The organism is Methyloceanibacter sp. (assembly GCF_050728395.1).
Lineage (GTDB): Bacteria > Pseudomonadota > Alphaproteobacteria > Rhizobiales > Methyloligellaceae > Methyloceanibacter.
Genome location: NZ_JBOHJB010000063.1, coordinates 1 through 18,193 on the forward strand (window position 1 = coordinate 1; position 18,193 = coordinate 18,193).

An 18,193-nucleotide genomic window follows, 5' to 3' on the forward strand; every position below is an offset into this window, starting at 1 on the left:
GCGCAATGCCGCGCCCGACCGGCGCTTCCGGCCACTGCCGAATCGATTACGCTTGCCGGCGACGAGCTGCGTCAGGCCATCAGCGGCAAGACCGTTTATCTCAACGTTTCTGGGTTCGAGCTGCCCATCGTCTATTCGGCCAACGGCCGCATGAAAGGCACCATGGGCACCGTGGCCGCGAGCTTCTCGACCGGCAACGGCGCCGCCGACCGCGGCAAATGGTGGGTCGAGAACGACCAGCTTTGCCAAAAATGGACGAGTTGGATGGACGGCCAAACCTATTGCTACAAGCTCACGCTGAACGGCAGCAAAGTGACGTGGGTGCGCAATGACGGCCACTCTGGGACCGCGCGCATCAGCGGCTGAGGATGCTTAGGGATAGGCGCCTGTGTTGAGTGAGAGCCGCCTCCGGGCGGCTCTTCGCTTTTCAGGTGACCCGCGCCTTGGCGAACAGCCAATGCCCGAGCGCGGCCGCCGCCAGAGCTCCGAGGATCTGCGCCACGATGAAGCCCGGCACGTCGGACGGCGCGATGCCGGCGAAGGTATCGCTCAGCGAGCGCGCGATGGTCACCGCGGGATTGGCGAAGGACGTCGACGCCGTGAACCAATAGGCCGAGGTGATGTAGAGGCCGACGGCTAAGGCGACCGCGTCTGGTCTGAAGCGGATGCAGCCGAGAATGGTGATCAAGAGCCCGAAGGTGGCCACGAACTCGGCGAACCATTGCGGCAGTCCGGTGCGCGCTGTGGTGGAGAGCTGAATCGGGTCGAGGCCGAACATCACATGAGCGAACAGGGCGCCGAGACACCCGCCCGCGATCTGCACCAGCATGTAGAGAAGGCCGTCGCGCCGATCGATCTCGCCCCTGATCATCATCACCAGGCTGACCGCCGGGTTGAAATGGGCGCCGGAGACAGGCGCGAAAATGGTGATGATCACCACGAGAATAGCGCCGGTCGCGACCGTGTTGCAGAGGAGCGCGAGAGCGACATTTCCGCCTGACAGCTTGTCGGCCATGATGCCCGAGCCGATCACCGCCGCCACCAGGAGCGTCGTGCCGAGGGCCTCGGCCGTCAGCCGGCGCGCGAGGTCGAAACTTTCCATGATCCCCCCGTTCGGCTTGGTGCGGTCCCCGAGATCAGCAACAGCTTCCGCCGCTCGGCTTTGCCGCCTCGGTTGAGGCGAAGGGGATCGACGTGCCGCAGCCGGGGAATATGCCGTAATGGGTGGAGAAATCGCCGATGAAATCGAAATGCGGGCGGAATCTGGTATCGGCCAGCATGCGCCACGTATTGCCGCACACCGGAAACGCCTTGCCGCGCTCGATGAGATGATGGCCGTCGAGCTCGAGAGCGTCGGGCTGCTCGGCGACGCTTCCCTTGTAGATCACCGCCTGGCCGTAATCCTCGCAAGCCGTCTCGAGCCCATCGAGCTTGAACAGCCGGTAGGTGGCCGAGAAAAATTTTGCTGTTCCGAGCTTCTGTTTGACCGCCTCGTTGGTGATGCCGATCGGCTTGCTGGTCACGAGCCGCGGGTCGAGGAAGCCCGCCTCCTTGGCCATCGGCAGGAAGTCGTTCCAATAAAGCGCGCCGCCGAGGCATTCGCCGTAGAGCACTGGATCGGCCCTGACGCCGTCGGGCAGGCGCCGGTCGCAATAGACGTCGGAAAAGTAAAGCTCGCCGCCGGGTTTCAGCAGCCGGTGGGCGCCGCGAAACACCGCTGGCTTGTCGATCGAGAGATTGATCACGCAGTTCGATACGATCACGTCGAAGCTTTCAGGGGCAAGATCGAGCTCATCGAGCTTCTCGATATAGCCCTTGAGAAAGCGCACATTGCTGCGCCCGTTGCCGAAGCGCATCCGATGCCAGTCAAGATGGGCGTTGGCGGTTGCCAGCTGCTCGTCGGTCATGTCGACGCCGACGACCTCGCCGTCAGGTCCGGCGAGCTGCGCCAGAATGTAGGTGTCGCGGCCTGAGCCGGAGCCGAGATCGAGCACGCGGCGGCCTTTGATCTCGGCCGGCACGACGATGCCGCAGCCGTAATATTTGGCGACGACCTCGGGATGGACATTGGCGAGCAGCGGCTGCAGGTAAGGAGGCAATTCAGCGCCGTCGCAACACGCCGACGTTTTTAGGTCTTTCGAGCTTTTGAGCAGTTTTCCGTAATAATCTTTGACCAGTTCGAGCTGCATGGTTCGCTCCTCGACTTGCACCGGCGAAGCAACTCTCCAGGCTACGCCGTTGGAAATCAAGACTACGTTGGGCCAAGTCACTCCCTTGTGATTCGGCAGTCCATTGCGGGCAGGCGCAAGGACGCCTAGGATTGATCAGCCGAGGGAGTCTGACCAAGGAGAAACGAATGCGTCACCTCCCAATCATGCTGAGCGCCGTTCTCGCGAGCCTCGGGTTCTTGGCCGTTTCCGGCCAGACCCAGGCCGCCATGCCGACGCTCTCTGTCGATCGGTCTGCCGTCGCGGACGGGGCCGTCGAAAAGGCCTACTACTACTATCGCCGCCGGGGCTACTATCCGAATTACGGATACCGGCCTTACTACCGGCCCTACGGCTACTATTATCGGCCTTATGGCTATGGCTATTACGGCTACGGCAGAAACTATCGCTACCGCTACTAGCAAGCGGCGCGGCCACAGATCGGGACCGGCGGAGCGAGACTTCGCCGGTCCTGACTCTTTCCGCTCTCCCCGTGTAACTTTGCGGTCATCACGCGAGTCAATTTTGCGACGATGACCCGCAAGACGCTTGCGGAAAACGCTGGCCGTGATTTAGGGTGACAGCAGTCTTCAGTTTGTCTCCAGTCGCGTGAGTGGTGTGTCAGCAGATTCTGACCATGTGGACCTTTTGCGCCGCGGCCCTCGGGCTTGGAACGCTTGGCGGCGTCAGCACCCCTCTATCGTCCCCAATCTCACCAGACTTTTCTTGAGCGTCGGCGAGCGGCAGATGGGCCCGATGAATGGCGGCCCCATCAATCTCGCCTCGGCGCGGCTGCGCCGGGCGTCCTTGCGCTTTGCCACCCTGTCGGGAGCCAATCTCGAAAGCGCGGATCTGTCCGGCGCCGACCTCACCGATTCGAGACTCGACGGCGCCAACCTCGCCAATGCGGATTTGAGCGAGGCGGTGCTCGACCACGCCGACTTCGCCGGGGCCAAGCTTGCCGGCGCCAATCTCTGTGGCGCAGACCTGTCGAAGGCGCGCAACCTCACCGAACCCCAGCTTGCCGAAGGCGGAGGCAATGCCTCGACCCTCCTGCCGCCGCAACTCGCAGCGCCCAAGTCCTGGACGGCGCCCCGGGCTGAGTTCGTTCCGCAGCCGGTGGTGGTGGAAGAGACGCCCGCCGTCACCCCGATCGCGCCACGCCCTCGCAAGAGTACCGCAGACAGAGTGTCGTGGCTCGTCGGCGGCCCGCTACAGACCGCTTAGACAGCGGCCATATTATTCTTATTTATCAATGTTGTAGCCCATACCCGTCGATCGCCGGTCGATCCGTCCGGCGAGGCGAGCTTCAGCGCAATTGCTGCTGCAACGGCGCTTGCGAGACCATCGGGCAGTCGAGCGTCTTCTCCAACGCCTCGACCAGCTGGTCCTCGTCGTTGGCCTTGATGTAGAGGCCGCCGTTCTCTTGGGCCACGCACATGAGGTCGAGAACGTTGCTCGATCCGGTCCACGAGAAGCTCTCGTAGCGAAACGCAATCATGTGAATGGTCAGTTTGTAGCCGGATGCGTGCAGCTGCTTGGCGAGCTCGCAAGGCGACCTGCCGCAGGTTTCCTCGCCGTCGGTAAGAACCACGACGACGCCCGGCTTGGCGCGGAAGTCGAGCGCCTCGGCGGCCGTCTCGATGCCTTGCGTGAGCGGCGTACGGCCCGCCGGCACGAGCGAATTCACGGCGCTCATGATGGGGAACATGGCGTTCGCCGTCGGCTTGAGATCGAGCTTGACGTTGCATTGATTGTAGGGCCCCGGACCATAGGTCACCAGGCCCACTTTGCGAAACTTGGTGGCGTTCGGCAGCACTTGGGCAAGTGCCGACCGCGCCTCGTCGATACGGGCTCTCGAGTTGGGGATGCCAAGCGTCTGGTTGCCTGACATCGATCCGGAGGCGTCGAACACCACCACCGCATCCTCGGTGCAAGGAGCGGGCTTCTTTTCCTCCGAGCGCGATGCGGAAAGCGTGCCAGCCAGGAGCACCGCAAAGACGATTGCCACCAGCCTGACCATGCAAACAGCAACCGCGATGCCACAACGACCCGACACCATTGCACAATTCTCCCCCTGCGCAGAGGCAACATTAGCAAAAAAGCCGGCGCAGCATAGGGGGTCTGGGGTCGCTGGATCGTCGCAACACGTTGGCCGGCGAAAATGCTGGGCAGCATCGCCGATTCCCCACAGAAAAGCCCCGGCGCAAGATCGGCGCCGGGGCTCGGGGAAATAGTGCTCTTCAGGCTCTTTTCGAGGGGAGCCTTGGCCTGAAGCTAGCATGCTTGGGAGCCCGCGACTGTGCCCCACTTGCCGCGATGCACATTTTTGAGCGGCTCGTGCCAGGAAGGAACCAGAGCCCGGAGGATAGTCGGCCCGCGGATTGAGGCCGCCGATCGGTCGAAGGAAGCCTGTCAGCCACACGTATTCGTGCAAATCCGGCGCATGACAAGGGCGAACAAAAAGGCCCGCGAGTTGAACTAGATCATCTAGATTGGCGTTAGGTGAAAAGAGTTGGGCTTGTAGGACAGGTCCCGATGAGCGAAACCGCTCTCCATGTAGAAGTCGATGGCGATATCATTATCGTCATGGACCCTGCCACACGGTACTACGCGCTCTACACGAAGCCCTCGGACCGCGCAGAAATGCTCGCGCATGGTCATGCCCAGCACCTAACCCTGCTGCGCTGCAGGCCGACCAAGGATCGCACTCTCCTCGACGCAGCGTACCAAGCGGCGAGCGCGAAGGCGCGCGAGTTAGGCTGGATCGTTTAGCCGGCCGACGGCGCGGGGGTAGGGACGGCGGGGGCGCATTGGGGCCTGACACCAACCACAGACATTTAAGCCTTGAAAATTAGCGTGTCTGGCGGATGGGGAGGGATTCGAACCCTCGAGACGCTTGCGCGCCTGCCGGTTTTCAAGACCGGTGCCTTCAACCGCTCGGCCACCCATCCTACTTTGATTTCGCTGCAATATTCATTACGCGCTTTGCATAGATGGTACCGAGTTGGTACCGACGCAATTCCTCTAGGGCGCTCAGCAGCGCCGCGTCAACGATTGCTGCCGCGGCTTCCTGCCGGCCTGAGAGAAGATGCGCGCAGATACTTTGCGGGGGATTGTGGCCTCTCTCACCGGTAGCAACAGGCGCAAGCGTAAGGGAAAGGGGTCATAGTTCTGCCCCGTTCTGATATTGCGATGACTCTTGGGTATGCTTAGCTTCCCGGCACGGCAGGGAGAGGAGCAATCAATGCGAGTTGCGTGGATTGAAATGAGCGGAGCCGTACTTGCGGCAGCGCTCACGCTGTTGGCCGGTGCACCGCTTGACGCCGCTGATCAGACCGGCGTCCACTACGTTGCCGAGGAGCTTGGCAACCGCACTAAGCCAGCAGATGCAGAGCAAGGGGGTTCCAAAGGGCTCAGTGACAGCGCCGTGAGCCTAGTGTCGACCCTTGCGCTCTCGATTCTTCCCGACAAAGTGCCGGGAGGGCCTAATGGGCAAGTCAAACTGGATAAATCGGATCCCAACAAATTTCTCATTCCGATCGATGATGCGCGCAAAGTGATCCGCGTCGCCACCCGCTCGGCCTATGCCGAGGTCTGCAAGCTCATGAAGCTGAAAGATGCGAATTTCCAAGCGATGATGCGGACTGAAAAGCTGCACGGCTGGACCTCGGAACAGATGATGTTCATCCAGGCCTTGCACATGTTTGCCACCGCCTACTTTTCCGGCAACCTCAAGATCAAAGAGTCCGTTGCCGACTCCACAGAGTCCGTTGCCGACTCCACGGAGTCCGATGCCGGCAAATCGGGATCCGCAGCCACCGACGCGTTGCGCGACTACTATGGCAAAGAGGGCGCCGACGCGGCGAAACCCAAGAAAGCGGGACCGCCAGCCAATAAGGCTCTGCTTGATTACTACAGCGAAGAGGGTGGCGACGCGGCCAGCACCGCCGACGAAACCCCAAAGGCCCTCACCCCTAAGCAGCTCGAATGCCCGCCTGGGCAGCAAGAAAAAGTGACCGCCGCGATCAATGCTTATGTCCAGTCGGCCCCGCCTCCACAAGCGGCATCCACGCCCCCCGCGGCGGCGGCGGCCAAGGCCGTCCCTGGGCCGGCGACCGGCGCCGGCACCGCAAATTGACATTGCAACCGGTTTAAGGAGCGGCCTGGCCCCAAGAAGTGCTGAGCAAGCGGAGAGGCCGCCGAGCCGGGAGCGTGACGCCGCAGTCAATACACTCGCAGTTCTAGTTCGAGCCACCCATCCTTTAACCACCGTTTTCCGGCCGTTAGGGCTGGAAATGGCAGCGGCAAGGCAGCATTATTCGCTTCCTTGGCCGTCTTTCGCGATGTTCTCCCCAACATGAGCCGCAAGCCAGACCCTTATGGCCGCGATGCGAGGCGCCCTTACCACATTCCCTTGCGCGGCTGGTGGCAGGTTGTCCAGAGAGTGTGGACCGAAAGCGGACGCGACAATCTCTCGGTGGTCTCCGCCGGCTGCGCCTTCTTCGCCCTGTTCGCCATCTTCCCGGCGCTTTCGGCGCTGATTGCCCTTTATGGCCTCACAGCCAATCCGGCTACGGTTGAACAGCAATTCGGCGCGCTCGCCGATGTGCTTCCGGTGCAAGCCTACGACATTGTCATCGACCAGGTCCGTAGGCTCGTCGAAGCATCCGGCCAGACCCTCGGCTGGAGCCTGGCGGTAAGCCTCGCCCTTGCCTTTTGGAGCGCCACGGCCGGAACCCAGGCGCTGTTCGCGGCGCTCAACATCGCCTACGAAGAGCCCGAACGGCGAAGCCTGTTCCAGTTCTATTTCAGCGCCTTCACCTTCACGTTCGTCGGCATTCTCGGCGGCGTGATGATGATGCTGGCCATCTTCTATGTACCGATCTGGTTCGCGCTCTTCGGCTACTCCCACGCCTTCGAGCTCTTGGTAAAGATCGGGCGCTGGCCGTTCTTGGCACTTCTCATCCTCTGCCTGCTCTCGCTGCTTTACCGCTATGGACCCTGCCGCCGCGCCGCGAAATGGCACTGGGTCACCGTGGGCTCCGCCTTCGCCACCGTTGTCTGGCTGATCGCCTCGGCGGCCTTCTCCTATTACGTTTCCAACTTCGCTCATTACGACCGGTTCTATGGCTCGCTCGGCGCGGTGATCATTCTCCTGTTCTGGCTCTACATCTCCTTCTACATCGTGCTGCTCGGCGCCGAGATCAACGCCGAGCTCGAACTGCAGACGGCCATGGACACGACCTCCGGACCACCGCGGCCGCCCGGCAAGCGCGGCGCCTTCGTTGCCGACCATGTTGCCGGCGGCCCTGGCGGCGACACGCGGCCCTCCCGTCCCATTGTCGAAAGCGACGAGGCCAAGCCTGGGGCGCCCTGAATTCCGCCCCTCTTGGTTTCGGGTCGTGTCGCCACAAATCCCGTTTAGACTGGTGCCAAGGCTCGGATTCCGGCTTATGAGCGGTGAGACGAGAGGGAGTGGGTGAGACGGCAGCGATGGATGCGCAGTCAAATGCGAGCCAGGCCGCGCTCGATCGTGCGAGGCGGAAACGCTCTCGCCTCGTGCAAACGATCGATCCGGCGCTCCCCGGCGTGAGAGGCCTTCGCGACCTGTGGCAAGGGTGGCGCGACTATCGGGAGCTTTGGCTCACGGTTGGCCTGTTCGACATCAGGAAGCGCTACCGGCGCTCCGTGCTCGGCCCGTTTTGGATCACCATCAGCCTCGGTGCCTTCATTCTCGGCTTGGGCTTCATCTATAGTCCGCTGGTGGGAGGCGGAACCGCCAGCTTCCTGCCCTATGTCGCCTTCGGCTTCGTCGCCTGGCAGTTCATCTCCCAGCTTGTGCTCGATGGCTGCACGGTGTTCATCGCCAACGGGCCGATCATTCAGCAGCTGCAAGCGCCGCTCAGCATCTACGTTTATCAGACGATCTGGCGCCATCTGATCATCTTCGCCCACAACCTTCTGATCTATGTGCTGATCGCGCTGCTTTACGGACTGTGGCCGAGCTGGCAGACGCTGCTCGTCGTCCCCGGCCTCATCCTCGTCAGCATCAACGGTATGTCCATCGGCATGCTTCTCGGCACCCTCTCCGCCAGGTTCCGCGATATCCCGCCGATCGTTCAGACCATCACCCAGATGATGTTCCTGCTGACGCCGATCCTGTGGCGGCCGGACCAGGTTCCGGGGCGTGAGCTGTTCTATCTTCTCAATCCCTTCTACTACCTCGTCGAGATCATGCGCGCGCCCTTGGAGGGCAGGGCGCCGTCGCTCTTCGTCTGGACGGTGGTTTTGGCCATGACGGCTGTGGGGTTCGTCGTGTCGTTGCTGTTCTTCTCCCGCTTCCGCAACCGCATCGTTTACTGGCTGTGAGGCCGCCCATGGTTTCGGTGCACCTCAAGAACGTCACCGTCAGCTTCCCGATCTACGACGCGCGCAGCCGCTCGCTGAAGCGGCGCGCCATGTCGGTGGTCACCGGCGGTCGCGTGCGCAGCGACCCGGCCGGCCGCATCAGCACCGACGCAAGCCATCGCGTCTCGATCCGTGCGCTCGATCGCATCGATCTCGCCATCGAGCACGGCACGCGGATCGGTCTCGTCGGACGGAACGGCGCCGGCAAGAGCACGCTGTTGCGCGTGCTCGCCGGCATTTATGTCCCTGAGTCGGGCAGGGTCGAGGTGGTGGGCAAGACCGCATCGCTGTTCGGCGGGAGCCTCGGCATCGATCCCGAGCTCTCCGGCCGCGAGAACATCGAGCTGCGCGGGCTTTATCTCGGCCTTAGCAAAGAGGAAATCGGCAAGCGGATGGATGACGTCATCGCCTTCACCGAGCTTGGGCCGTTCATCGACATGCCGTTCCGCGCCTATTCGGCCGGCATGCGGGCGCGTCTCGACTTCGCCATATCGACGGCGATCCAGGCCGAGATTCTGCTGCTCGACGAGGGTCTCGGCGCCGGCGATGCGAGTTTCATCGAGAAGGCGAACGAGCGGTTGCTAAGGCTCGCCGAGGCCGCCGGCATCGTCGTCGTCGCCACGCACTCCGAGGAGCTGTTGCGCAAGACCTGCACCAGGGCCGCCCTCATGGAAGCCGGACGCATCCTGGCCACGGGCAGCGTGAACGAGGTGCTCGAGCTCTATCATACCTCCTTGGCGGCCTGAGAAGCGCGCGGCGATCTCGCCGTCATGAATTGGGGAGCGTGGCGAAGCGCCTTGCGCGGATCCCAAACGAGCATGCGCGCCATATCCCGGCTCGACACCATCCGCTCGCTTTGCACGTCTCGTCGGCGGCGCCACGCTGCCGGAAAACCGCGCAAGCCGGCGGCGACCCCCTTGAACGCCGTCCTCCATTTGCCCCGGCCCCGCCGCAGCACGGTGAGAGGCACCACGACGATCTGCAGCGCCGCAACCAGCCAGATCAACGGGGAGGGGACATTCTTGGCGAGAACCCAAAGCCGATTGCGCTGGCTGTGGAAGACGAAGAAGTCGCTGTCTTCGCCTGCGCTCACCGAGCCGAAATGCTTGACTTCGGCGCGGCGGACCTGAACGCAGCGCTCGCCGCGCAGCCGCAGGCGAAAGCCGAGATCGACGTCCTCGAGATAGCAAAAGAAGCTCTCATCGAATCCGCCGGCCGCGAGATAGGCGTCGCGCGCGTAGAGGGCAGAAGCGGCGCACGGGGCGAACACCTCGCGATCGTCTGGCGGCAACGCGCCGGCGGGCGAGCCAGACGCCCCCCGCCACGCCGTGCCGAAGACGGAATAGACGTCGCCGAAGCCGTCGACCCGATCTGGCTTTCGCGCATCGAGCTGGGTCGAGCCGAACATCCTGACGCCTGGATGGCGCAAAGTGGCGCTGCGCAGCTCTTCGAGCCAGGTCTTGCCGGCAATGGCATCGGGGTTGAGCGTGGCGACCCAGGGCGCCTTGCCGTCCGCCGCGGCGAGATTGTTGGCGGCGGCGAAGCCGAGATTGGCATGGGCGAGGTGTAGCCTGAAGCGGTCGTCGGGAAGCCGCAACGCCGTGGCCGAGCCGTCGGTCGAATCATTGTCGACGACGAACGCCTCGAAGTCGGCAACGGTTTGCGCCGCGAGCGCATCGATGCAATTCTGCAACAGCGGGCCGGCATTGTGATTGACGATAATCACGCGAACCCAGGCCGCGCTCGACTCAACCACGTTGCGCTCCACCAACTGCCACTCGCCTATAGCTTGCAGGATTAATCCGTACTAGTCTCATTTCAGAATCGGCGGGGACCTGGACTGTCCGGATGGGACTGCGAGTCCTTTTGTTAACGCGTTATGGCCGCACCGGCGCAAGCAGCCGACTGCGCTTTTTGCAATATCTCGCCGGCCTGGACGAGTACGAGATTGACGTCCATCCAGCTCCATTCCTCGACGATGTCTATCTGAAAGAACTTTACGACGGCCGCCGCCCTTCGCTCGGGCGCGTCCTTGCCTTCTATTCCGAGCGCCTGCACTATTTGGTCAAGGCGAGAGAGTTCGACGTCGTCTGGATCGAAAAGGAGGTCCTGCCTTGGGTTCCGGGGTGGGTGGGGCGGACCGTGCTCGGCTCGCTTCCCCTGGTCGTCGATTACGACGATGCCTGGCATTTACGCTACAGCCGGTCCCCCAATCCGCTCGTGCGCTGGACCCTCGGCAAGAAGCTCGAACGGCTGGCCAAGCGCGCCGATTTCGTCATCGTCGCCAACAAGTTCCTGCAGAGTTGGGCGGAGGACGCCGGCGCCACATCCGTGACGTGCATCCCGACCGTGGTGGACCTGCGGCGCTATCGGCAGACGGCGCTGCCTCCAGCCGAGCCCTTCACCATCGGCTGGATCGGCACGCCTGAGACCGCGCCCTATCTCGACACCATCAAGGGCGCGCTCAAGCAAGTCCTCGCCAAGGAGGGCACCCGCCTGCTTCTCGTCGGCGCCGAACCCTCCTTCCTGCCGCTTGCCAACGTCGAGACCCAGTCCTGGTCGGAGGCAAGGGAAGCCGATCTCCTGCAACGCATGCATGTCGGCATCATGCCGTTGCCGCAAGGGGCATGGGAGTACGGCAAGTCCGGCTACAAGCTCGTGCAATACATGGCGGCAAGCAGGCCGGTGGTCGCCTCTCCTGTGGGAGTGAATTGCGACGTGGTGAAGGAAGGCGTGAACGGCTTCTTCGCCATCACCGAGGAGGAGTGGATCGCACACCTCGAACGCTTTCGCGGCAATACCAATCTCACCTCCGCGCTCGGCGCGGCAGCGCGGCAAACCGTGGAAGAGTCGTTCTCCTTACGCGCCACCTTGCCGAAGATCGCCGAGATCCTGCTGTCGGCGGCAGCCTTGCGGCGGTCGAGCCGGCACAAGCTCGCGCGCTCTTCCTTCAAACCCGATCTGGCGCGCTCCGCCGCGTCAAACGACGCCGCACCATCCCGATAAACAGGACAAGAGCGGCGCCGGCGGTCGCCGCGGCGAGCTTGACGGTGTGCGCCGTGGCGGCGTCGAAATGCTGGGTGAACAACGGATCGCCGGCGATGATCTCGCCCGCGATCCAGCCGAGCAACGCGGCACCAGCCCAGACGATCGCCGGGAAGCGCTCGAGCAGCGCAATGACGATGGCCGCTCCCGCCATGATGAGAGGGATGCTGACGGCAAGGCCGAACATCAGAAGCGCGTAGCTTCCGCGCGAGGCCGCGGCGACGGCGATGATATTGTCGAGACTCATCACCACATCGGCGATGGCGACGATCCTGATCGCCTTCCACAAATTGTCGGCGACTTCGACATGCCCCTCGCGGCCGTTCTCCTCCCCGCCAAGCAGTTTGACGGCGATCCAGAACAGCAGGACGCCGCCGACGAGCTTGACATAGGGAACGGTCATCAGCTGGGTGACGACGCCGGTGAACACGACCCTGAGGGTGATGGCAACCAACGTGCCGAGCACGATGCCCCACATGCGTTGGCTCGGCGGCAGCTTGCGGCAAGCAAGCGCGATGACCACGGCGTTGTCGCCGGACAGCAGAATGTCGATCCAAATGATCTGTACGACGGCGAGCCAGAAGCCAGGATCTTCGACGGTCATGCTGCTGCTCTGCCCCCGCGCGCGCATTTGCCCGGATGCTGATTCCGGCAAATTCGTGCCTAACCTTTTGCCGCGAAAAGCGGCAAGGACAAGACACATATAGGTCTTTCGCCCCTGGATTGAAGGAGGCCGTTGCGACTTTATCTCGGGCAATGCCTTGTTCTTGCCCTTGTTTCCGGCAGGGACAACCCACTATGCTGGCGGCCGCCCAAGCTCACGAATCGGGCGAAGTCTTTGCTCAGCTCACAATGGGGGAATCGATGAGCCTTGATGTGCAGGTGGTCAATCCGCTTATTGCCCTGATCGCTGGAATCCTGATCCTGCTCATGCCGCGACTGTTGAACTACGTCGTTGCGATTTATCTGATCGTAATCGGCGTCCTCGGGCTTGCGCATCACTTCAATATGTAGGCTTTCGCAAGGCATCGGGTTGCAGTCGGTAACGCACTTTTGGCAAGGACGACCTGGAACCATCCAGTCCGATGACCTATAGTTCCCGCTTCACGTTCAAGACCAAGGGAGAGACTCCTGCTGCGCTGGCACGCCGCAAACCTCGCTAGGCGCGCATCGACGCCTCGCGTGACCAGGCTCTATCAGGGCGCGGTCCTGTCCTTGACATTGATCGCGGCGCTTGGCGCACTCGCCCGCCCAAATGCCGGCGACGCTCCGCCGGCCGTCCTCGCCGAGGCGTCGCCGTACGCCGGTCAAGACGCAAGCGACCAGTCCAAGAAGAAGGCCTATGTCTGGTCGGCGTCGCGCAGCGGCTCGATGCTGCGGCTGCGCGGCCTGGTGCCCTCGGAAGAGGACCGCCGGACGGTGCTCGGCATGGTCAAGGCCCACTTCGCCGATCTTGAGGTCGAGGATCGTCTCAAAATCGCCGAAGGCGGCCCGCCGCGAGAGCAATGGCTTGGCGCCGTGAGCTTTGGGCTTAAGCAGCTCTCGCATCTGAAGCAAGGATCGACACGCCTGCTGAATGCCGGCCTCAAGGTCGACGGCGAAGCGCGCAGCGCCCCCGACTATGCCGAGGTGAAGAAGGCGCTGGCCGGGCCGATGCCGACCGGTCTCACGGTCTTGAGCGACCATGTTCGCCCGCCGCTCGTCGATCCCTTCGTGTTCGCGGCAACGCTAGGGCCGAATGCGCTCGTCTTGACCGGCAGCGTCCCGAGCGATGAGAGCCGCAAGGATCTGAAAGAACTGTCGCGGCACCTGTTCGAGCGTCCCATGCTCGACGACCAGCTCCAGCTCGCCTCCGGCGCGCCGAAGCGCTGGGACGATGCGGTGGAAGCCTCGCTGCGGGCCTTGAGCCGTCTCGACTCGGGCAAGATCGCGCTTTCCGGGCTCGCCGTCACCATCGAGGGCGTGGCGCCGGACAAAGGCACTGCCGTGGCGGTGTCCTACCAGCTCAAGCGCGATCTGCCCGAGCTGTTCTCCTCCTCCGAGAACATCAAATGGAAAGAGGCTGACGTCTCCAGCGGTGCGGGCGCCGCGATCGTCCCGCGCATCAAGGAGATCATCAGAACCGACAACGGCTCGGCCACCGGCTCCCTTCCGCAGATCGCGCCGAGCAGCCCGCACGACAGCAACTAAGGGCCGGCAAGCCTAGTCGTTCGAGACAAGGAACGTCCCGATGGCCTCGACCGTCTCGGGCTCGTTCAACACCGGCGCGTGGCCCTGACCGGGGACCGTGAGCGTGCGCAGATTGGGATGGCGCTCGACCATCTGCTCGACGGTCTCGCCGCTCAGCAAATCGGAGTTGGCGCCACGGATGACCAGCGCCGGAAACTGCCCCAGGGCGACGAATTGGGGCCAGAGATCCCGAGGGTGCCGCAAATCGATGGTGCCGAACGAACGCGCGAGCTTCCGGTCGTAGCTTTGCGCCGGGCGCCCATTCTTCTCGTTGAACACCGCTCGCGCGATCTCCTCCCACTGCCATGACTCGATGGCCGGAAAGTTGCGCTCGTTCATCTCGCGGAGCAGGAGAGCGGCATCCTCCCAGCTGCGTGGAACCTTGGTGCGCCCGACATATCCCATGATGCGGGCAAGGCCGGTGGTCTCCATCACTGGGCCGATGTCGTTGAGCACGACGACGCCCATGGCCGTCGGCCGAAGCGCCGCCATCATCATGGCAATGATGCCGCCGCGCGAGGTGCCGATGATGGCGGCCTCGTGCAGGTCTTGCAGCGTCATGAAGTCGAGGGCGTCGATCAGCTCGATGAACGGCGTGTAGTTGCGCCAGTCGCGGTCGTATTGCGAGCCGCCGCGGCCCCGGTAGTCGACGCAATAGACGGCTCTTGGACGCTGCGGATGATGCGACAGATAGCTTGCGAGATAGTGGAAATCGCGGGCATTGCGGGTGAGGCCAGGCAGGCAGACCACCGGCCTTACCTTTGCGTCCGTCACCGGGTAGTGCCGCACATGCAGCCGCAAATCGTCGAACGACGCGTAGTAGAGGTCTCGCCACAGCTCGCCATTAAGCTCGGACATGTCGTGATTGGCGCCTTGGGAGCGGGTCGAAGGGTGAGCAATCGCGCTGCTCTAGTTTTTACCGGATTTCCGGTGCGAGCAAGCCTACCGCTGCGAGCCTACTCTGATTTTGCCTGTTTCAAGGGCGCTTTCGCTTCCGGCTTTGCGTCTGCCGCCTTCGTCGTGGCAACCCTCCGGCCACGATTGAGATCCTGCACGAGCTGGAGCGCCTTATCGCTGCCCGAGAGCCGGGAGCGGTAAAGCTGCAACGTCTCCATGATTTTCTTCACGTAGTCGCGGGTCTCGGTGAAGGGGATGCGCTCGATCCAATCGACCGGATCGTTGCGCGGATCGCGCGGATCGCCAAACGCCTTCATCCAGTCCTGCACCCGGCCGCCTCCGGCATTGTAGGCCGCGAGCGCCAGGAAATAGGAGCCGCGATAGCTGTCGATCAGTTCGCGAAGATGCGCCTCGCCGAGCTGCACATTATAGGTGGGGTCGGTGAGCTGCCCCGGGGCGAACTTCACCTTGTATTGTCTCGCCACCGCCTTTGCCGTACCGGGCATCAGCTGCATCAGCCCGCTTGCCCCCACTGGACTTTTCGCTCCGGCATTGAACTCGCTCTCCTGACGCGAAAGCGCGTGCACGAGCGCGGGATCGACGCGGTCGGTGAGGAGACTCTTGAACGGCGGAATGACCCCGATGGGAAGGGCATAGTCGCCCATGGGGAGATCGCGATTGAAAGCGATCTTGGCGAGCTTGAGGGCAACCTGCGGGCTGTCGGACTGTTTGGCGAACTCTGCGAGCAGCACCATCTCTCCGGGGTTCGTCAGCTTGCGCGACAGCGAGAGGAAGAATTGCGACGTGACGCCGTTCATGCCGGCGGTATTGGCGATACCGATGGCGCGCACCGCATCGTTGGCGAGGAAGCTCTCGATCTCGGCGTCGGTCGGTTTCGGCGTCGGGGTCACCGCGAGATTGGCGGGCCTCGCGTCGAGCGCTTGGCGCCCGAGCTGGCCGTAGAAATATTGCGGATACTTTGCCGCGGCGTGGAAATGCACCAGCGCCTGACCGTTGTCGCCGAGCGCGAGCGAGGTGCGGCCAAGCCAATATTCGGCAAGAGCGAGATTCTTGGAGCCCTTGGCCGCAGCGCGCAGCGCCAGGAGATGTCCGAGCGCCGTCTCCGGCTCGCCCAGAAAGCGCAAGGCGATCCAGCCGGCGAGGAACTCTGCCTCGATATAGGCATCGCCGGAGATCGGACCGTGCTGCGCGGCGATTTCATAGGCGATGCGCGGCTGTCCGGAATTGAGCGCGATGCGGCAATTGAGGCGCCGCTCGCTCCACCAGCCTTCGAGGTCGATCAGCTTGTCGGGCTCGCTCGGCGCATCGAGCAGCATCTTCCAGGCTTCCTGGTCGCGGTCCTTGCGCCGGAGCCATTGAATGCGGTTGTAGAGGAGGCCGATGTCGCCGGCCGTCGCGCTCGCCGGCAGCGCATCGAGCAGCTTGCCGGCATTTGCCCCGCGCTTGACCACGGCGATGCGGGCGGCGACCTTCTTCTGCTCGGCGGCCGGAAGCAGCTTCGAGGTGCGAAGCGCCACCTCGGCGGTCGCCTTGTTGTCGGGAAAGAGCAGCTTGTCGATGCGGGCCTGGTGGTCCTCAGCGGTCAGCATGGAGCCGTAGCGGGCGAGGATCTTCTTCTCCACCGCGAGATTGAGCTGATAGTCGCGCCAAGCCGAGACCACGAGCTCGCGCGCCGCGGGCTCGTTGTTTTCCTTCATGAAGGCGCCGGCGAGAGCGGCCTTGCCGGCTCCGGTCAGCGGCGCGGAGTTGCCGAAAAAGGCCCGCACCTTTTCCGGGCTCGTATCGGCAAGGAAAAGGGCGATCTCGGCGCGCTCGCGAAGCTCCTCTTGCCCCGGCCACATTGGATTGGCGAGGCGGAAGCTTTCGATCGCTTCGGCGGAGGCGTCGAAGTCTCCATTCCGGTATTCGAACCAGGTGGCAAGCTTGCGCGCGGCGCCGTCCGTGATTTTCTCGACCGCTTGATGGGAGCCGCGGTCGTCGCCCCTGAAGCTCGCGCCCAAGGCATCCTTGAGATTGGCCGCGTCGGAAGAGCTCAGCTGATAATCGAGCAGCGGCTTCAGGATCGCCCCATAGGCGCCGCTTGGCGCAGGCTTCGGTGCGGGTGCGTTCGCAATGGGAACCGGCGCCAGGATCGCTGGATCCGGTGCGGCGACCGACGTGGCGTCGGACGCGCGTTCGGGATTGCGGTCGGGCACCGGGATGCCTGAGGCCTTTGCCTCCTTCTGGGCGGCAGACGCTTCCGGCACCTCATGCGGGAGCGGCTGCTCGGCAATCGCTGCGGTGGTGTCGGCGGGCTCTGCCTCTGGACTCGCGGCCGCTGTCGCCACCGCTCGATTGGGGTTCCGGTCGGGCAACGGCACCACGGCCGGCTTCGCAACCTTGGTCGCTGGCTTGGCGGTCTTGACGGTCTTCGCCGCCACGGGTTTGGCGTGCGGCTTGCTGGCATGCGTCTTCGCCGCCAGCGGCCCCGGAGCCAGGACCGGCAGGACGAACAACGCGCAGAATACTAATAGTGATATGGTCGCGTTTAAGCGTTTCATTCTCGTCGATCGGTCCGGGTGCGCGATCCCGCCATGAAATGGCGAGGATTTCCCCCTAAGCCGGGGCTCCGCGACGAAGGCGCTATACTAGCCTGCCAAACTCAACAATGTCTGAAAAAATCCGGCGGAAAGATGACTTGAGGCGTGGCAGCAATCGCCCGCAAACGACGGTTAAGCCTATGAAAATATGCGTTTAAGCCGCGCCAAAGGACGATGCCGGCCAAACGGGATGCGCACTGATTGTTGCCGAAAGAGCGCAAAAACCGAGAGGCCTTGGCAAGGCGGCTGATCCTGCCGCCCGAATGCCAAAACCCTATTGCCCGCCGTCATTTTTTGAGCCCATAAGCTCACTCTTTCACCGTCAGGAGCAAGACTCTCGTGCCCATGCCGCCCTTCCAAGGCTCGATCACGGCCCTCATCACGCCCTTCAACAACGGCGAGGTCGATGCACGCGCCTACCAGAGGCTCGTCGATTGGCAGATCGACCAGGGCACACACGGCCTCGTCCCTGTGGGCACCACGGGCGAATCGCCGACGCTGTCGCATGAGGAGCACAAGGCCGTCATCGCACTGTGCATCGAGGCTGCCGCCGGACGCGTGCCGGTGATCGCCGGCACCGGCTCGAATTGTACCTCTGAGGCCGTGGCGCTCACCCGCTACGCCAAGGACGCCGGCGCCGACGGCGTGCTCGTGGTCACGCCCTATTACAACAAGCCGACGCAGGAGGGCCTCTATCTCCACTATAAGGCGATCAACGACGCGGCCGACATCCCGATCATCATCTACAATATTCCCGGCCGCAGCATCGTCGACATGTCGGTCGAGACCATGGCGCGCCTGTTC

General features: G+C 63.2%; 19 protein-coding genes and 1 tRNA gene. 12 read left to right on the plus strand and 8 right to left on the minus strand.

All coding sequences use genetic code 11. The features are described from left to right. Positions 1-366: hypothetical protein (locus tag ACREC7_RS11635; protein ID WP_431555852.1), on the plus strand; the 366-nt coding region annotated here is incomplete at its 5' end. Between the two features lie 61 nt (positions 367-427). Here ACREC7_RS11635 and ACREC7_RS11640 read toward each other — a convergent pair. Both ACREC7_RS11640 and ACREC7_RS11645 read right to left on the minus strand, forming a co-directional pair. Next, positions 428-1,102, minus strand: coding sequence for an aquaporin (locus ACREC7_RS11640; RefSeq protein ID WP_431555853.1), 675 nt, complete (start codon positions 1,100-1,102; stop codon positions 428-430). Between the two features lie 34 nt (positions 1,103-1,136). Then, positions 1,137-2,189 carry a methyltransferase domain-containing protein gene (locus tag ACREC7_RS11645; protein WP_431555854.1) on the minus strand — a complete coding sequence of 351 codons (1,053 nt, stop codon included), beginning with the start codon at positions 2,187-2,189 and terminating at the stop codon, positions 1,137-1,139. 167 nt (positions 2,190-2,356) lie between these two features. Here ACREC7_RS11645 and ACREC7_RS11650 point away from each other — a divergent pair, with 167 nt between their 5' ends. After that, the gene (locus tag ACREC7_RS11650; protein WP_431555855.1) at positions 2,357-2,629 is read left to right on the plus strand and encodes a hypothetical protein; all 273 of its coding nucleotides are present in this window, start codon (positions 2,357-2,359) and stop codon (positions 2,627-2,629) included. A gap of 325 nt (positions 2,630-2,954) precedes the next feature. Beyond that, a complete protein-coding gene (locus ACREC7_RS11655; protein ID WP_431555856.1) occupies positions 2,955-3,434 on the plus strand; it encodes a pentapeptide repeat-containing protein in 480 nt (159 codons plus the stop codon). 82 nt (positions 3,435-3,516) lie between these two features. Here the strand turns inward: ACREC7_RS11655 and ACREC7_RS11660 are convergent, their stop codons facing one another. Continuing rightward, a complete protein-coding gene (locus tag ACREC7_RS11660) occupies positions 3,517-4,269 on the minus strand; it encodes a vWA domain-containing protein (RefSeq protein WP_431555857.1) in 753 nt (250 codons plus the stop codon). A 476-nt stretch (positions 4,270-4,745) separates the two neighbouring features. On the opposite strand from ACREC7_RS11660, the gene ACREC7_RS11665 reads away from it, so the two are divergent. Next, positions 4,746-4,982 carry a hypothetical protein gene (locus ACREC7_RS11665; RefSeq protein WP_431555858.1) on the plus strand — a complete coding sequence of 79 codons (237 nt, stop codon included), beginning with the start codon at positions 4,746-4,748 and terminating at the stop codon, positions 4,980-4,982. 89 nt (positions 4,983-5,071) lie between these two features. Here ACREC7_RS11665 and ACREC7_RS11670 read toward each other — a convergent pair. Continuing rightward, positions 5,072-5,161 (minus strand) — tRNA-Ser (locus ACREC7_RS11670). A 314-nt stretch (positions 5,162-5,475) separates the two neighbouring features. Here ACREC7_RS11670 and ACREC7_RS11675 point away from each other — a divergent pair. The 4 genes from ACREC7_RS11675 (at position 5,476) to ACREC7_RS11690 (ending at position 9,364) form a co-directional block, all read left to right on the plus strand. Beyond that, a complete protein-coding gene (locus tag ACREC7_RS11675) occupies positions 5,476-6,348 on the plus strand; it encodes a hypothetical protein (protein ID WP_431555859.1) in 873 nt (290 codons plus the stop codon). A gap of 219 nt (positions 6,349-6,567) precedes the next feature. Further along, positions 6,568-7,587: a YihY/virulence factor BrkB family protein gene (locus ACREC7_RS11680; RefSeq protein WP_431555860.1), complete on the plus strand. Its 1,020-nt coding sequence runs from the start codon at positions 6,568-6,570 to the stop codon at positions 7,585-7,587. 116 nt (positions 7,588-7,703) lie between these two features. Continuing rightward, positions 7,704-8,579, plus strand: coding sequence for an ABC transporter permease (locus ACREC7_RS11685; RefSeq protein ID WP_431555861.1), 876 nt, complete (start codon positions 7,704-7,706; stop codon positions 8,577-8,579). A gap of 8 nt (positions 8,580-8,587) precedes the next feature. Further along, positions 8,588-9,364, plus strand: a complete 777-nt coding sequence (locus tag ACREC7_RS11690; RefSeq protein ID WP_431555862.1) for an ABC transporter ATP-binding protein — start codon at positions 8,588-8,590, stop codon at positions 9,362-9,364. Here the strand turns inward: ACREC7_RS11690 and ACREC7_RS11695 are convergent. Beyond that, a complete protein-coding gene (locus ACREC7_RS11695; protein ID WP_431555863.1) occupies positions 9,343-10,374 on the minus strand; it encodes a glycosyltransferase family 2 protein in 1,032 nt (343 codons plus the stop codon). The genes ACREC7_RS11690 and ACREC7_RS11695 overlap by 22 nt on opposite strands. 92 nt (positions 10,375-10,466) lie before the next feature. On the opposite strand from ACREC7_RS11695, the gene ACREC7_RS11700 reads away from it, so the two are divergent. Continuing rightward, positions 10,467-11,624, plus strand: coding sequence for a glycosyltransferase family 4 protein (locus ACREC7_RS11700; protein ID WP_431555864.1), 1,158 nt, complete (start codon positions 10,467-10,469; stop codon positions 11,622-11,624). Here ACREC7_RS11700 and ACREC7_RS11705 read toward each other — a convergent pair. After that, positions 11,569-12,267, minus strand: a complete 699-nt coding sequence (locus ACREC7_RS11705) for a TerC family protein (protein ID WP_431555865.1) — start codon at positions 12,265-12,267, stop codon at positions 11,569-11,571. The two genes, ACREC7_RS11700 and ACREC7_RS11705, sit on opposite strands and share 56 nt — an antisense overlap. Positions 12,268-12,527: 260 nt before the next feature. Here ACREC7_RS11705 and ACREC7_RS11710 point away from each other — a divergent pair, with 260 nt between their 5' ends. Continuing rightward, a complete protein-coding gene (locus ACREC7_RS11710) occupies positions 12,528-12,677 on the plus strand; it encodes a DUF3096 domain-containing protein (RefSeq protein ID WP_431555869.1) in 150 nt (49 codons plus the stop codon). A 168-nt stretch (positions 12,678-12,845) separates the two neighbouring features. Next, positions 12,846-13,853 carry a hypothetical protein gene (locus tag ACREC7_RS11715; RefSeq protein WP_431555866.1) on the plus strand — a complete coding sequence of 336 codons (1,008 nt, stop codon included), beginning with the start codon at positions 12,846-12,848 and terminating at the stop codon, positions 13,851-13,853. 12 nt (positions 13,854-13,865) lie between these two features. On the opposite strand, the gene ACREC7_RS11720 is transcribed toward ACREC7_RS11715, so the two are convergent. Beyond that, positions 13,866-14,750 (minus strand): alpha/beta fold hydrolase, encoded by an 885-nt coding sequence (locus ACREC7_RS11720; protein ID WP_431555867.1) that lies wholly within the window; start codon positions 14,748-14,750, stop codon positions 13,866-13,868. A gap of 98 nt (positions 14,751-14,848) precedes the next feature. Next, positions 14,849-17,350: a transglycosylase SLT domain-containing protein gene (locus ACREC7_RS11725; protein WP_431555868.1), complete on the minus strand. Its 2,502-nt coding sequence runs from the start codon at positions 17,348-17,350 to the stop codon at positions 14,849-14,851. 384 nt (positions 17,351-17,734) lie between these two features. Here ACREC7_RS11725 and dapA point away from each other — a divergent pair. After that, positions 17,735-18,193, plus strand: a 459-nt coding sequence (gene dapA, locus ACREC7_RS11730) for a 4-hydroxy-tetrahydrodipicolinate synthase (protein ID WP_431555870.1), incomplete at its 3' end; no start/stop codon positions are given.